The sequence below is a fragment of the Arthrobacter sp. I3 genome, from assembly GCF_000520575.1.
Lineage (GTDB): Bacteria > Actinomycetota > Actinomycetes > Actinomycetales > Micrococcaceae > Arthrobacter > Arthrobacter humicola_A.
The window spans coordinates 89,728-103,585 of the sequence record NZ_KI914954.1 but is presented as its reverse complement, the minus strand read 5'-3'; the positions used below and the strand labels follow the sequence as shown (position 1 = coordinate 103,585).

Annotated in this window: 13 protein-coding genes, 1 tRNA gene and 1 pseudogene; 2 read left to right on the top strand and 13 right to left on the bottom strand. The window is 67.5% G+C overall.

Annotation, left to right across the window (positions count from 1 at the left end):
* Positions 1–1,191: aldehyde dehydrogenase family protein (locus tag Y706_RS26520; RefSeq protein WP_084476260.1), on the bottom strand; the 1,191-nt coding region annotated here is incomplete at its 3' end.
* A gap of 112 nt (positions 1,192–1,303) precedes the next feature.
* Here Y706_RS26520 and Y706_RS0119270 point away from each other — a divergent pair.
* Positions 1,304–1,810, top strand: coding sequence for a DUF2004 domain-containing protein (locus tag Y706_RS0119270; RefSeq protein WP_028277880.1), 507 nt, complete (start codon positions 1,304–1,306; stop codon positions 1,808–1,810).
* 193 nt (positions 1,811–2,003) lie between these two features.
* Here the strand turns inward: Y706_RS0119270 and metE are convergent, their stop codons facing one another.
* Together metE and Y706_RS0119260 are read right to left on the bottom strand one after the other, a co-directional pair.
* Positions 2,004–4,346, bottom strand: a complete 2,343-nt coding sequence (gene metE / locus Y706_RS0119265; RefSeq protein ID WP_028277879.1) for a 5-methyltetrahydropteroyltriglutamate--homocysteine S-methyltransferase — start codon at positions 4,344–4,346, stop codon at positions 2,004–2,006.
* A 58-nt stretch (positions 4,347–4,404) separates the two neighbouring features.
* Positions 4,405–5,394, bottom strand: a complete 990-nt coding sequence (locus Y706_RS0119260; protein WP_028277878.1) for a methylenetetrahydrofolate reductase — start codon at positions 5,392–5,394, stop codon at positions 4,405–4,407.
* A gap of 429 nt (positions 5,395–5,823) precedes the next feature.
* On the opposite strand from Y706_RS0119260, the gene Y706_RS0119255 reads away from it, so the two are divergent.
* Entirely contained in the window at positions 5,824–6,021 is a 198-nt protein-coding gene (locus Y706_RS0119255; RefSeq protein ID WP_018773338.1) for a hypothetical protein, read from the top strand.
* 18 nt (positions 6,022–6,039) lie between these two features.
* Here the strand turns inward: Y706_RS0119255 and Y706_RS0119250 are convergent, their stop codons facing one another.
* The 10 genes and pseudogenes from Y706_RS0119250 to Y706_RS29435 all read right to left on the bottom strand — a co-directional run.
* Complete coding sequence (locus Y706_RS0119250; RefSeq protein WP_043436509.1) at positions 6,040–7,242, bottom strand: ROK family transcriptional regulator; 1,203 nt, start codon at positions 7,240–7,242, stop codon at positions 6,040–6,042.
* 155 nt (positions 7,243–7,397) lie between these two features.
* On the bottom strand, positions 7,398–8,543 hold the full coding sequence (locus Y706_RS0119245; protein WP_028277876.1) for a class I SAM-dependent methyltransferase: 1,146 nt from the start codon (positions 8,541–8,543) through the stop codon (positions 7,398–7,400).
* A 115-nt stretch (positions 8,544–8,658) separates the two neighbouring features.
* Positions 8,659–9,774, bottom strand: a complete 1,116-nt coding sequence (locus Y706_RS0119240) for an NAD(P)-binding domain-containing protein (RefSeq protein WP_028277875.1) — start codon at positions 9,772–9,774, stop codon at positions 8,659–8,661.
* 14 nt (positions 9,775–9,788) lie between these two features.
* The gene (locus Y706_RS0119235) at positions 9,789–10,148 is read right to left on the bottom strand and encodes a zinc ribbon domain-containing protein YjdM (RefSeq protein WP_028277874.1); all 360 of its coding nucleotides are present in this window, start codon (positions 10,146–10,148) and stop codon (positions 9,789–9,791) included.
* Between the two features lie 83 nt (positions 10,149–10,231).
* Positions 10,232–11,029 carry an amino acid ABC transporter ATP-binding protein gene (locus tag Y706_RS0119230; protein WP_028277873.1) on the bottom strand — a complete coding sequence of 266 codons (798 nt, stop codon included), beginning with the start codon at positions 11,027–11,029 and terminating at the stop codon, positions 10,232–10,234.
* The gene (locus Y706_RS0119225) at positions 11,016–11,681 is read right to left on the bottom strand and encodes an amino acid ABC transporter permease (protein ID WP_173403096.1); all 666 of its coding nucleotides are present in this window, start codon (positions 11,679–11,681) and stop codon (positions 11,016–11,018) included. Before Y706_RS0119225 ends, Y706_RS0119230 begins: the two co-directional genes overlap by 14 nt.
* 36 nt (positions 11,682–11,717) lie before the next feature.
* Positions 11,718–12,539 carry an amino acid ABC transporter substrate-binding protein gene (locus Y706_RS0119220; protein WP_028277871.1) on the bottom strand — a complete coding sequence of 274 codons (822 nt, stop codon included), beginning with the start codon at positions 12,537–12,539 and terminating at the stop codon, positions 11,718–11,720.
* Between the two features lie 219 nt (positions 12,540–12,758).
* Positions 12,759–12,834, bottom strand: a tRNA-Ala gene (locus tag Y706_RS0119215).
* Positions 12,835–12,996: 162 nt separating this feature from the next.
* A complete protein-coding gene (gene rsfS, locus Y706_RS0119210; protein WP_018773346.1) occupies positions 12,997–13,398 on the bottom strand; it encodes a ribosome silencing factor in 402 nt (133 codons plus the stop codon).
* A 64-nt stretch (positions 13,399–13,462) separates the two neighbouring features.
* Positions 13,463–13,858, bottom strand: a pseudogene (locus tag Y706_RS29435) (hypothetical protein); the annotation flags it as partial.

The window sequence follows — 13,858 nt, the reverse complement described above, 5'->3', positions numbered from 1 at the left end:
CAGCAGCGCCCCGACAAGCATCGTGCCGGGTTCGAAGCACAGGGCCCCCGACGAGGTCCGCCCGGCGAAGGCGCGGCGCGTCTGCGGATCGTTGCTGAAGACGTAGAGTGCCAGCGGCTTGGCGCGCCCGTTGACCTCCTCGATGGCCTCGTCGAGCCCGTCCACGGGCACCAGTGGCAGCAGCGGTCCGAAGATTTCTTCCGCCATGACGGCGTCGCCGGGCGCCGGGCGCAGCAGGGTCGGCGCAAAGTAGCGGCTGGCGGCGTCGCGCTGTCCGCCGTGCACCACCGTGCTGGCGTCGGCGAGGGCCGCGAGCCGTGCGAAGTGGCGGTCATCGACTATCCGGCCGTACGACGGGCTCGCCGCCGGGTCCGGTCCGAACAGCGCCGTAACGGCCTTGATCAGCTCGGCCTGCAGCGGCTCCAGGATCTCCTCCCGGGCCAGGACGTAGTCGGGTGCGACGCATGTCTGCCCGGCGTTCATGAACCGGCCCCAGGCGATGCGTTTGGCCGCCGTGGCCAGGTCCGTGGATGCATCGACGTAGGCCGGGGACTTGCCGCCGAGCTCCAGCGTCACCGGGGTCAGGTGCTCGGCCGCCGCGCGCATGACCACCTTGGCCGCGGCTTCTCCCCCGGTGAAGAAGATGTGGTCGAAGCGTTCGGCCAGGAGGGCGGTGGTCTCCGGGATGCCGCCCTCAACCACTTCGGCGGCGCCGGCCAGGTATTCGGGAATCCAGCGGGCCAGTACGGCCGACGTGGCCGGGGCATGTTCGCTCGGCTTGAGGACCACGGTGTTTCCCGCGGCCAGGGCGCCGGCGAGCGGGGCGAGCAGCAGTTGCAGCGGGTAGTTCCACGGCCCGATCACCAGCACCACGCCCAGCGGGGTGAGTTCGGTCCAGGCGCGGGCCGGCCGCACTGCCAGCGGCACCGGCACGCGGCGGGGCCGCAGCCAGCCTTCGAGGTGCCGCTCCAGGTGCGCCGCCTCGGCGTCCACGAACCCGATCTCCGCGAGCTGCGCCTCGGTGTGGTGCTTGCCCAGGTCGCGGGCGAGGGCTTCGGCGAAGTCCGCGTGCCGCTCCGCGAGCATGCGCCGAAGCCGGCGCAGCTGATCCAGCCGCCAGGCGAGCGGGCGGGTGGTCCCGGCGTCGAACGCGGCCCGGGCACGGCCGACGGGTGAGATTACATGCTGCATCCGATCAATGTACAGTCATGCGGCCGTCCGCCGGTCCGGTACCGGATATTGCTCCGGCAGGGAAAACTCTTCAACGCTGGAATGGTCCGGTTTTCAGGACTATGTTGAAGATATGAACAAGGTAGCGAGCAAGCACTTCGGAGAGGTCGAGCTCAACCACGGACGGGAGCATAATCTCACCGCCACGCATGAGCTGGCGGGCCAGACCGTGGAGCTTGACCTGAACGTCAACGCGCATGACCATTTCGATGAAGCGGCCATGCATAAAGTTGACTACCGCTTGCGCTTCCTGCCCGAACTCGTGGACCAGGTCCGCGAAATGATCGCCGAGGAACTGGACCAGGAAGGCACCAGTCCGCAGGAGTACCGCCACTTCCATTGCAACGCGATCAAGGACGAACACCTCAGACAAGTCTTCGGCGTCGAGGACAAGAGCCAGCTGACCGACGAGGTCTTCCTCAAGGCGCTCAAGCTCGGCCACGTGGGCATCTACCCCGGCCAGCCGGAACGCTACTTCGTCCTCGATTTCACGCTGGGCCAGCACTTCACCGACGAGGTCCTCGTCGCGTCCGCGGATGAGGACGGCGTCGTCGACGACGAAATCCTCTGGGAGTCCTGACCCGGGCATCCTGAGTCGCTGGTAATCCTGCATCGACTGCTCCGTAGATGCCCTTCCGGGCGCTCAAAACGGCGGCTGCTCAGCAATCGATGATCAAAAACGTACGACGCCGGCCGGTCACCTGGGAGGGTGACCGGCCGGCGTCGTTTGTGTGTGGAGCGGGCTCCTTGGCGGCTGCTTGCCTGGTGGCCTGTTATTTGGCGGCTGAGAGCAGTTCGGCGCGGACCGTCCTGGTGGCCGTGACCAGGTTGCGCAGGGACTCTTCAGTCTCGGCGTAGCCGCGGGTCTTCAGGCCGCAGTCCGGGTTGACCCAGAGCTGGCGGGACGGGACGTGTTTGACGGCGGTGCTGAGCAGTTCGGTGACTTCCTGTTCGCCCGGGACGCGGGGCGAGTGGATGTCGTAGACGCCCGGGCCAACGCCGCGGCCGAAGCCGTGGGACTCGAGGTCGTGGACGACCTCCATGCGGGAGCGGGCGGCCTCGATCGAGGTGACGTCGGCATCGAGGCCGTCGATCGCGTCGATGATGGCGCCGAACTCCGAGTAGCACAGGTGCGTGTGGACCTGGGTGGCGTCCGCGGCACCTGCGGTGGAGAGCCGGAAGGACTTCACGGACCAGTCCAGGTACGCGGCCTGGTCGGCCTTGCGCAGCGGCAGGAGCTCGCGCAGCGCCGGCTCGTCCACCTGGATGACCTTGATACCGGCGGCCTCGAGGTCGGCGATCTCGTCGCGGAGGGCCAGCGCCACCTGGTTGGCGGTCTCGCCGAGCGGCTGGTCATCGCGGACGAAGGACCAGGCAAGGATAGTGACCGGGCCGGTGAGCATGCCCTTCATCGGCTTGCTGGTCAGGGACTGCGCGTACTCGGCCCACTTCACCGTGATCGGGGCGCTGCGGGTGACGTCGCCCCACAGGATGGACGGTCGGGTGCAGCGCGAGCCGTAGGACTGGACCCAGCCGTGGACGGTGACGTCGAAGCCTTCGAGGTTCTCGGCGAAGTACTGGACCATGTCGTTGCGTTCGGGCTCGCCGTGGACCAGGACGTCGAAGCCGAGCTCTTCCTGCAGCTCCACGACGCGCTTGATCTCGTCCTTCATGAGCTGCTCGTACTGCTCCGTGGTGAGGTCGCCGCGGTTGGCGCGGGCCCGGGCGGTGCGGATTTCGCCGGTCTGCGGGAAGGAGCCGATGGTCGTGGTGGGCAGCGGCGGCAGGTGCAGTGCCTTGTCCTGGGCTGCCTCGCGGACGGCGTAGGCGGAGCGGTTGAAGTCGGCGCCGGTCAGGGCGGCGGTGCGGGCCCGGACGTCGCCGCGGCGGACGCCTTCGGCCTCGGCGCGGGAGGCGATGACGCGGGTGGCCTCGTCGATGGCGGGCTGGACGGCTGCCTCGTCGGTCAGCAGACCGGCGAGGGTGACGACTTCAACGGCCTTCTGGTCGGCGAAGGCCAGCCAGCTGCGCAGCTGCTCGGAGAGCTGGACTTCCTCGTCGACGTCGTGCGGGACGTGCTGGGTGGAGGTGGAGGTGCTGATGGCCAGCTTGGCTACCGACTTCTTCAGTTCGGCGATCTTCTTCGCGGAAACGGCGAGGTCGTTGCGCCAGATGTTGTGGCCGTCCACGACGCCGGCGACGAGGGTCTTGTTTCCCAGCGCGGCCAGGGCAGCGGCGGACGGGACCTCGCCCTTGAAGACGTCCAGGTGCAGGGCGTCGATGCCGGTGGCGGCGAGGGTGCCGAGCTGGCCGTTGAGCGCGCCGTACGGGGTGGAGACGAAAAGCTGCGGGCGCTGGGCCGCGGCGGCCAGGGCCTCGTAGGAACGGGCGACGGCGGCCTGGATTTCCACGGCCGGGGTGTCCTGGTCCACCACGAGGGCGGGCTCGTCGAGCTGGACCCAGCTGGCGCCGGCGGCGGCGAGCTTCTGAAGCAGCGCGGTGTAGACGGGGAGGATGTCCTCCAGGCGGGACAGCGGGCTGAAGCCGGCCGGGGCGTCGTCGGATGCCTTGCTCAGCAACAGGAACGTGACCGGGCCGACGATGTACGGGCGGGTCTCGACGCCATTGGCGAGGGCGTACTCGAATTCCTCGACGATCCGGTTCGAGGTCAGCGCAAAGTTGGTTTCCGGCCCGATTTCCGGCACGAGGTAGTGGTAGTTGGTGTCGAACCACTTGGTCATTTCCAGCGGCTGCTGGTCCTTGTTGCCGCGGGCCAGGGTGAAGTAGCCGTCGATGTCGAGCTGGCCCTGCGCGTTGAGGAGGTTCCCGAAGCGGGCCGGCACGGCGCCGAGGTGGGCGGCGGCGTCGAGCACCTGGTCGTAGTAGGAGAAGGTGCCGGGCACCGCGGCGGCTTCGGTCAGGCCCAAGCCCTGGAGCCGCTTGGCGGTGCCGAGCTGGATTTCCTTGGCGGCCGCGTCCAGGGCTCCGGCGTCGATCTTGCCGGCCCAGTAGGCCTCGACGGCCTTCTTGAGTTCGCGGCGGCGGCCGATGCGCGGGTAGCCCAGGATCGAGGCAGCCGGGAACGGAGTGGGGTTGAGGGCGTTCAGTGCAGTCATGGGAAGTCCTAAGTGTTGGTGGTGTGGTGCGGAGGGAAGTTGTGTTGTCTTGGCGCGGTCAGCTGGCGAGCTGGCGGCGGCTGGCCGTGTGCCGGTTTCCGCTGTTCTTGTTGCCACTGTGCCGGTTGCCGCGGTGCGGGCGGGGCAGCGCGAGTTTGTCCAGCACATCCAGTGCCGCGGCATGCTCATTGAACGTGTAGAGGTGGATGCCGGGGGCTCCGGCGTCCAGGGCTGCGTTGGCGAGATCAACGGTGGCGCTGACCCCGATCCGGGTCCGTTCGGCGTCGGTATCGGCAGCCGCGAGGCGTTCGATCAGTTCCGGGGCCGGTTCCACGCCGGTCAGTTCGCCGAGCCGGGCGAGCCGCCGGAGGCTGGTGAGCGGCATGACCCCGGGAATGATCGGGATGGTCACCCCGGCCCGGCGGGCCCGGGCGAGGAGGTCGGCGTACTGCTCGGTGTGGAAGAAGACCTGGGTGATGGCGAAGTCGGCGCCGGAGCGCTGCTTGGCCAGCAGGACCTCGACGTCGTGTGCCTCGCTCGGGGATTCCGGGTGCCGGGTCGGGTAGGCGGCGACGCCGACCGCGACCCTGCCGGCGCACAGCAGCGCCGAGCGGCGTTGCTCCACGCGGCGGATGAGTTCGATCAGGTCCTGGGCGTACCGGAGCGATCCCGGCGGCGGGGTTTCTCCATCCTTGGGCCGGTCGCCGCGGAGGGCGAGGATGCCGCGGACGCCGACGTCGAGCAGTTCGCCGATGATCTCCGCCAGTTCCTGCGGGGAATTCCCCACGCAGGTCAGGTGGGCCAGGGGCCGGAGCGTCGTTTCCTGCACGAGCCGGTTGACGAGATCGACGGCGGTGCTGCGGTTCGAGCCGTTGGAGCCGTAGGTCACGGAGACGTAGTCCGGGTCCGTGGCTTCCAGTTCGCCGATGGTGGTCCAAAGGGATTCCGCGGCTGCGGGAGACCGCGGCGGGAACAGCTCGTAGGACAGCGCAACAGGGGCCGCGCCGGCAAGATTGGGATGGGTATCGATAAGGCTTGGTGGTGACATTTGCGTCCTTGGCTTTGAACACTGCCGCCGGAAGATCCGGAATCCCGGAGGACCGGAACCAGAAACGGAAACTCCGTCGTCAGTGAATTGAGTTTGGGGAACACGGAGGGAACTTCAGCAGGGCGCAGCCGCGACTGTTACGCCTGATACGAAGTTGTCCGTGAGCAAATGTCAGGCCCACATGGGGGCACCCACACCCTCCTGGGCCGCCAGGGGGCAGCTTTCAGCGGAGGATCGCTGACACGTTACTGAGGTAACTTGTATAGAACTCTAAGGCCGAGCCGTGGAACCCTTCAAGTCGGTCCCCGAATTAAGACGCACCTTTACGGCCGTTTGCGGCGCCGGGCAGAACAATGTTCGCCCAAGACGGCATTTTCGCCCCGCGCGGCTGCTCTCCCCAACGCACCCCGGCAGGACTATCCTGTTGCCATGATCCAGCTTCCAGCCAGCTACCAGCAGTACCTCGCCGGCAAGAGCGAGAGCTTCATCAACACCGTCCGGCCCGTGCTCATGCAGTCGGCCGCAGAGAGGTTGCACGGGGTCCGGATTCTCGTGCTTCCGCATGGCCACCAGGCGCATCTGGATGACACCATCCCGTATGGGACGGTAGTTGAGGACATCGACTGACGCCCGGTTAGCCCCTGTCTAGTCGCCCAGGAGCAGGCGCTGGGAACGCGGAGCCAGCGTGTGTTCGAGCACCAGGCAGGCCGCACCGACGGCGCCGACGTCCTCGCCTACCCCCGTGCCCACGACTTCGATCCCATGAATCCTCCGGGTGGCACTGTTCGCCTCAACCAGTCCGGGGACCAGCTCGAGGTAAGCCGCTGAGAGGCAGGTCCAGAACGGGCCGCCGAACACTACCCGGTCCACGTCCAGGGCGTTGGTGACGACCGACACCGCACGGGCCACGAGCACTGCGGACCCACGAATGATTTCCTTGGCTGCGTCGTTGCCGGCTTCGGCGATCGCGCACAACTCGGCGAAACGTTCCTGAACTGCCGGCGCGCTCCTGTCCTGGAGTGAACCATTCAATATCCCGGCCGCCTCAGCCTGCGCCACGAGGACCTGCGGAATGGCAGAGGACTTCACGCAGCCGTGCTGCCCGCAGTCGCAGAGGGCACCGCCCGGGTCGACGATGATGTGCCCGATTTCCCCGGCGTTGCCCGAGGTCCCGCGGACGACTTCGTCGTTGAGCACGATCCCGCAGCCGATCCCGGTCCCCATGTACATGAAGACGAAGCTGCCCTCGCCGCTGGGGCCCCCGGCCCAGGTTTCGGCCACGGCTGCGCTGGTGACGTCCTTGTCCATGAGTGTCGACAGGCCCGTGGCTTCCGCGAGGCCATCCCGCAGCCCCACGTGGTCCCAGCCCGGCAGCAGCGGCGGGTCCACGACGGCGCCCTCGTTGAGGTCGATGGGCCCCGGCGACGCAACCCCGAGCCCGGCGATCCGGTCCGGGTCCACCCCGGAGTCCAGGATGATTCTCTTGATTTCGCCCGCGATGGTGTCAATCACAGCCCTGGGGTCGGTGCCGGGCGGGGTGGTGATCCGTGAGTGCCGGACGACGGCACCGAGCAGGTCCAGCACGACGAACGTGAGGACGGCCGGGTCCAGGTGGACGCCCACGGCATACATCCCCGAGGGATTCAGCCGGAGCATGGTCCTGGGCTTGCCCGGCCCGGTGCCTTCCTTGCCTGCCTCGACGATCAGGTGCTGGTCCAGCAGGCGGCGGGAAATGTTGGAGATGGTCTGCGGCGAGAGTCCGACAATCTGGGCGAGTTCCACCCGGCTCAGCCCACCCGGCGTGCGGCGGATGGCGTCGAGGATGACTGTGAGGTTGAAGTCGCCCATCTTCGGTAGGTTGGTCCCTCGCCTCGGCGAGGGTTGCCGGAACTCGGTCACTGATACCTCTAAACGTTTTGGCCACGCACAGCAGTTGTCAGAATCGTACGTTACGTGCAGGCGTGCGCCCACACTTGCGCTTTACCGACACAAAGTTTCTTGCGTCAAGGCCGCCGGGTGCTGGCCGTGACGGTGAATTTTGGATTCCTGCCGGCCTCGCGGGTGGGACCGATCAGCCGTTCCAGGGCCGGCCGGTAGTGCAGGTGGCTGTTGAACACGGTCCAGAGCTCCCCGCCCGGGGCAAGCACCCTGCCGGCCGCTTCGATCAGCTTGATCCCCGCGCCGGAGTGGACCGCCGCCTCCAGGTGGAAGGGCGGGTTGAGCAGCACCAGATCCGCGCTGGCGTCCGGGAGGGAGCTCATGGCGTCGTCCTGAAGCACATCGATCCGACCGTCCAGGCCGTTGGCCCGTGAGGTGGCCAGGGCTGAGTCGACGGCTGCGGCGGACCGGTCCGTCGCGGTGACGCGGGCGCCGGGGTTGGCGCGGGCGTACATCGCGGCGAGGATTCCGGTCCCGCAGCCAAGGTCGACGGCATGGGTGGCGTGCGGCATCCGGGTCAGGAAGTCCAGCAGGAACCTGGTCCCGATATCCAGCCCGGTGCCGGCAAAGACGGCGCCCCGGGCGCAGACCGTGAGGCCCAGTTCGTCGTTGACCTCAGTGACCGGGAAGGGCAGCGCGGCCGGGACCGGCCGGGTGTTCCGGGCCAGCAGGAGCCGTGATTTCTGCCGCGCCAGCTGGGGCTGGACATCCTCGAAGCAGCGCGCCAGGACGGCGTTCATGCCCAGGCTCATGTGTTTGACGCGTCCGCCCGCGAGCAGCACCACCTCGGGCGCCGCGTAGCGGGCCACGGCGTCGGCGATTTCCTCAAGTTCCGCCAGGGACCGCGGCAACTGCAGCAAAACCAGGGAGGCTCCCTCCAGCAGTTCGGCACCCAACGGGAGCTGCTCGAAGCCGCCGTCGATGCCCAGGGCCTCGGCGTTCGCCCGCAGTGCCCGTTCACCGGTGATGAGGTCCTGCTGGACGCGCACGCCTTCCGCGCCGAGGGTCAGTGCGCCGAGGGTGAGGGCACCGTACCGGTCCCCCACCACCGCGAGCCGGCCGCCGGGCTGCAGCAGGCCGGCCGCGGGCATCTCAAGGGCGGAGTCGAGCAGGAGCCTGTCCGTGGCGTCCCAGGCCTGCAGGTTGTCGGCCTCGACGTCCGGGAATCTTCTCAGCCGGGCAAAGAGGGATTCGAAGCTGTTGTCCGCCACGCGCGTTGTGCCGCCGTTTCTTCTCGGGCTTGGGTATGGGTGCTGGCAGTGGGAGCCGGGTGTGAGGCCTCCCCCGGCGCTGCTCTGACCTGATTTACCTTTTAGGTCTTACGTTTTACGTTATACCGGACCGGGCCAGCAGGGTGACGATTCCGGCGACGGCGGCCCGGCCGGCCCGGTTGGCGCCGATGGTGGACGAGGAAGGCCCGTAGCCGACGAGGTGCACCCGCGGCTCGCCCGCGACCTGGGTGCCGTTCATCGCGATGCCGCCGCCGGGTCCGCGCAGGTGCAGCGGGGCGAGGTGTTCGAGTTCGGCCCGGAATCCCGTGGCCCACAGGATGACCCCGGCGGCCAGGAAGCTGCCGTCAGCCATCCGGACCCCGTCGGGTTCGATCGCGGTGAACATGGGGTGCCGGTCCAGGGCGCCGCGCGCGGCGGCGGCGCGCAGGGCCGGGGTCCAGATCAGGCCCGTCACGGAGACGACGCTCTGCGGCGGCAGGCCCTGGCGCACCCGCTCCTCGACCTGGGCGACGGCGTCGTGGCCGGCCTGCCGGTCGAACGCGGCCTCGCGCCAGACCGGCACCCGGCGCGTGAACCATGTGGTGGTGGTGACCTTGGAGATCTCATCGAGCAGCCCGACGGCCGAGATCCCGCCGCCGACCACGATGACGTGCTGCCCGCGGAATTCGTCGGCGGAAACGTAGTCGGCGACGTGCAGCTGCCGGCCGCGGAAGCTGGCCTTGCCCGGATAGATGGGCCAGAACGGCCTGGTCCAGGTGCCGGTTGCGTTGATGAGGGCGCGGGCAGAGAAGCGGCCGCGGGAGGTTGCGATGCTCAGTCGCCCGGCGGGGTCATCGTCCTCGCGGCTCACCGACTGCACTTTGACCGGCCGCTCAATCGCGAGGCCGAGGTCGTGCTCGTACCCGCCAAAATAGCGGGTGAGGAAACTGGAGCTGGCCTCGGCGGAGTCCACATCGGGCTGCGGGATTCCCGGGAGATCGCTGATGCCGTTCACCGTGGCCATGAGCAGGCTCTTCCAGCGGTGCCGCCAGGCTCCGCCGGGCCCGTCCTCGGCATCGAGCACGATGTACGTCCCGGCCGGTGGCGGGCCGGCCGCGTCAGGGCCGACCGGGACGAAGCCGCGGCGCTGAAGGTGGTAGGCCGCCGACAGGCCCGCCTGGCCGGCGCCGACCACGACGACGTCGGCGGCCCGCACCGTCTCTGCGGTCACGGTCGTGTCCCCGGTCAGATCTTCTTGACGACGCTGGACTTGAGCTGCATGGGGCCCACGCCGTCCACCTTGCAGTCGATGTCGTGGTCGCCAACACCGTTGACCAGGCGGATGCCGCGGACCTTGGTGCCGACCTTGATGACGGTGGAGCTGCCCTTGATTTTCAGGTCCTTGACCACGGTGACGGTGTCGCCGTCGGCGAGGACGTTGCCCACCGCGTCCTTGATGACGGCGGCCGCAGGGGCGTCGGCCTCTGTGTCAGTCTCCGCGGATGCGGACCATTCGTGCGCGCACTCCGGGCAGACCAGGAGCGCCCCCATTTCGTAGGTGTATTCGCTGGAGCATTCGGGGCACGGAGGCAGGGAGTCGTTCACCCGACCAAGTTTAGTCGCCGGTTGTGCCCGCCCGAATTCCCGCCTCTTTTCCCGCCGCTTATTCCCGCCGTGGGCGGGGCGCCTTAGAACGGGTTCAGCAGGCGGTCCACGAACTGCCGCGTGCGTTCCTCCCGCGGGTCCCGCAGAACGGTATCGGGGTGGCCGCGTTCGACCACCACGCCGCCGTCCATGAAGATGACCTCGTCGGCCACCTGACGGGCGAACGCAAGCTCGTGGGTGACCACCACCATAGTCCAGCCTTCGTCCGCGAGTTCCTTGATGACGGCCAGGACCTCGCCCACGAGCTCGGGGTCCAGCGCAGAGGTGGGCTCGTCGAAGAGCAGCAGTTGCGGGCGCAGGGCGAGGGCACGCACAATGCCGACGCGCTGCTGCTGGCCGCCGGAGAGCTCGAACGGGTAGCTGTTCTCCTTGCCGGTCAGGCCGACGCGGGCCAACAGGTCCCGGGCCTCCTGGATCGCATCCGCCTTGGGCCGCTTCTGCACCTGGACCGGGCCCTCGATCACGTTCTCCAGGACGGTCTTGTGCGGGAAGAGGTTGTAGTGCTGGAACACCATGGCGCTGCGGTCCCGCAAGGCCAGAACCTGCTTCTTCGCCACCGGTGTGGCAAAGTCCACGGTCAGTTCCCCCGCGAATTCGGCGACGCCGGCGTCGGGCACTTCGAGGCCGTTCAGGCAGCGCAGGACTGTCGTCTTTCCTGATCCGGACGGCCCGATCAACGTGACCACTTCGCCGCGGCGGACTTCAAGGTCGATGGATTTGAGCACAACATGGTGGCCGAACGCCTTGCGCAAGCCCGTGACGGTCAGGAGCGGCTCGTCCGGGACAGTAACGTCAGAGGGTTGAGGTTCAGTGGGCGACATAGCGGTCCAATCTCTTCTCCAGGGCGGACTGTCCGCTGGCGAGAACGAGGCAGATAACCCAGTAGATCACGGCCGCCTCCAGATACAGCAGCATGAACTCCTGGCTGAAGGCCGCCACCTGTTGCGCCACGCGGAACAGTTCGGTGACGAGGATCAGCGACGCCAGCGACGTGTCCTTGACCAGGCTGATGAAGGTGTTCGACAGCGGCGGAACCGAGACCCGGGCGGCCTGCGGCAGGATGATCCGCACGAGCGTCTGCCGGCGCGACATTCCGATGGTGTGGCCGGCCTCCCACTGGCCCTTCGGAACCGACAGGATGGCCGCCCGGATGACCTCCGCGGCATAGCCGCCGACGTTCAGGGAGAACGCGATGATGGCGCTGGGCCAGGGGCTGATGGTGATTCCGACGGAAGGGAGCCCGTAGAAAATGACGAACAGCTGGACCAAAAGCGGGGTTCCGCGGATGACGGAGATGTAGGTCCGCGCCACCGCCGAAACCAGGCGGTTGCGGCTCAGCCGCATGAGGGCCACCACCAGTGCCAGCAGCAGGCCCAGGCTGAACGAGGCCAGCGCCAAGGGAATGGTGCCGAAGATCGCACCCGTCAGGAGCGGGCCCAGCGATGACCACACGAGCTCCCAGTTGATGCTCATGCCCGGACGCGGCGTTTCTCTGCGGCTTGCACAGGGCTACTTCGAGACGTCGGCGTCGAAGTACTTCTGGGAGATCTTCGTCAGCGTGCCGTCGGCCGCCAGCTCGCCGAGGGCCTTGTTGATGGCATCGGTCAGGCTGGTGGATCCCTTGCGCAGGGCGAACGCGCTCAGCGACTTGTCGGTGGTCTCGGCGGCAATCTTGATGCCGGCGTCGTGGTCGGTCTTCTGGGAGTCCAGGTAGGTCAGCTTGTCGTTGATGGTGGCATCGACGCGGCCCTGCTTGAGCAGCGTGATCGCCTGCGCCCAGCCCTCCACGGCCTCGACATTCGCGCCGCTCTGCTGCGCCAGCTTGTACCAGTTGCTCGTCAGGGACTGCGCCGTGGTCTTGCCCTTGAGATCGTCAAAGGAGTGGATGCTGTCGTTGTCCGACTTGGTGACGATCACGCCGGTGCTCACCGTGTACGGGGTGGAGAAGTCGTACTTCGCCTTGCGCTCGTCGGTGATGGAAACCTGGTTGGCGACGACGTCGAACCGTTTGGCGTCGAGGCCGGCAAAGATGGCGTCGAACTGCGTCTCCTGGTAGGAGGGCTTGACGCCCAGCTTCGCGGCGACGGCGTTCATTATCTCCACGTCGTAGCCCGTCAGTTCACCGCTGCCGTTGGCGTGGAACGTGAACGGCTTGTAGGTGCCTTCCGTGCCGACCTTGAGCATGCCTGCGCTCTTGACGTCGCTGAGGGAGGTGTCCGCACCGGCTGCCGGCGCTGAGCTGGCCGGGGTGGTGGACGCCGACCCGCAGCCTGCCAGGGCGAGTCCTGCAGCAGCGATGAGGCCAATAACGGAAAGTCGTGTGCGCTTCATGATGTTCCTTAGTCGTGGAGCCGGAAATGGCCTTCCAGCTAAGCCGCATGGCGGCTGTCTGCTAGCGACGATAGCAAGGTCCAGCTCAGGGTGGAGAGCCTAAATGACAGTTTATGACGTCCGGTCATGAGACGGCCTTGACGGATGCGGCTTTCGAAGTCCCGCAGAGCTGCGGAGGGTACGAAAAAGGGAACCACCGCCTAGCGGTGATTCCCTTTCTGGTGGAGCTGAGGGGACTCGAACCCCTGACCCCCTGCATGCCATGCAGGTGCGCTACCAGCTGCGCCACAGCCCCGAATTTTCGCTGCTCCGAGCATGTCTTTCGACGTGCGATGTTCCGGTTTTTTGTCCGGATTTCTCCGAAGCAACTCAAATATCTTAGACCAGCCCTCCGGAAAATTCCAAATCGGGCATATTCGGCTCGGTTTAGCGTCCGGAGGTGGCCTGAGCGCGGGGGCTACTCCGTGTCGGTGCCGGCGGTGGCCTTGGCGGAGGCGTCGTCGCCGAGCTGCAGATCGACGACGGGGCAGTCCTTCCACAGGCGCTCGAGGGCGTAGAACACGCGGTCTTCCTCGTGCTGGACGTGGATGACGACGTTGGAGTAGTCCAGCAGCACCCAGCGACCGCCGGAGCGGCCCTCGCGGCGGACGGGCTTCTGGTCAAACTTGGAGAGCTCGTCCTCGATGCCGTCCACGATCGCGTTGACCTGGCGTTCGCTCGGGGCCGAGGCAATCAGGAAGACGTCGGCCAGGGCCAGCCGTTCGCTGACGTCCAGGGCCACGATGTCCTCGGCAAGCTTCTCCGAGGCAGCGCGGGCTGCGTGGCGGGCGGTAGTGATGGATGAATCGGTTGCAGTCACGGGACTCCTTGTAGTGATGAAAAATTATGGTGTTGAAAATGTGGCGCCAGTGGCGGCCTGAGACCTAGTGGGCCAGCCCGGTGACGATCAGCGTGATGCCGGCGATGAGGGCAACGATCCCCACCGCCAGGACGCCGAGCTGGAGCATGCGCAGGCGGCGCGCCCGGCCGAGCCCTGCGGTAGCGGCATCCAGGGGTTCGAGCCCGTAGGCGGCATTCGCGGCTACGGGTTCCCCGCCGACGAGTCTTTCCTCGGCCTCCCCCGCCGAATTTGCCGCGTTTGCCGCGTTGGCCGCGTTCGCAGCGTTTGCCGCGTTTGCAGGCCTAGCCCTTCCGGCTTTTGCGGCTGCTTCCGCACGGGCCAGGACGCCGGCCCTGCCAGCGGCAGAGCCCGTCGCGGGACCTGCGGCCTTCTGGCGGGAAATACCCGGCCGCCGCAGGCCGGGTTTCCGCGGCGTGTC

Bases quoted from the DNA above. Each gene is read 5' to 3' on its own strand.
- Y706_RS0119225 (WP_173403096.1), bottom strand. From the start codon at position 11,681: ATGAGCATCAACTGGGAGCTCGTGTGGTCATCGCTGGGCCCGCTCCTG.
- Y706_RS0119220 (WP_028277871.1), bottom strand. From the start codon at position 12,539: ATGAAGCGCACACGACTTTCCGTTATTGGCCTCATCGCTGCTGCAGGA.
- Y706_RS0119250 (WP_043436509.1), bottom strand. From the start codon at position 7,242: ATGGGCGACTTCAACCTCACAGTCATCCTCGACGCCATCCGCCGCACG.
- Y706_RS0119255 (WP_018773338.1), top strand. From the start codon at position 5,824: ATGATCCAGCTTCCAGCCAGCTACCAGCAGTACCTCGCCGGCAAGAGC.
- metE (WP_028277879.1), bottom strand. From the start codon at position 4,346: ATGACTGCACTGAACGCCCTCAACCCCACTCCGTTCCCGGCTGCCTCG.
- Y706_RS0119230 (WP_028277873.1), bottom strand. From the start codon at position 11,029: ATGTCGCCCACTGAACCTCAACCCTCTGACGTTACTGTCCCGGACGAG.
- Y706_RS0119270 (WP_028277880.1), top strand. From the start codon at position 1,304: ATGAACAAGGTAGCGAGCAAGCACTTCGGAGAGGTCGAGCTCAACCAC.
- Y706_RS0119260 (WP_028277878.1), bottom strand. From the start codon at position 5,394: ATGTCACCACCAAGCCTTATCGATACCCATCCCAATCTTGCCGGCGCG.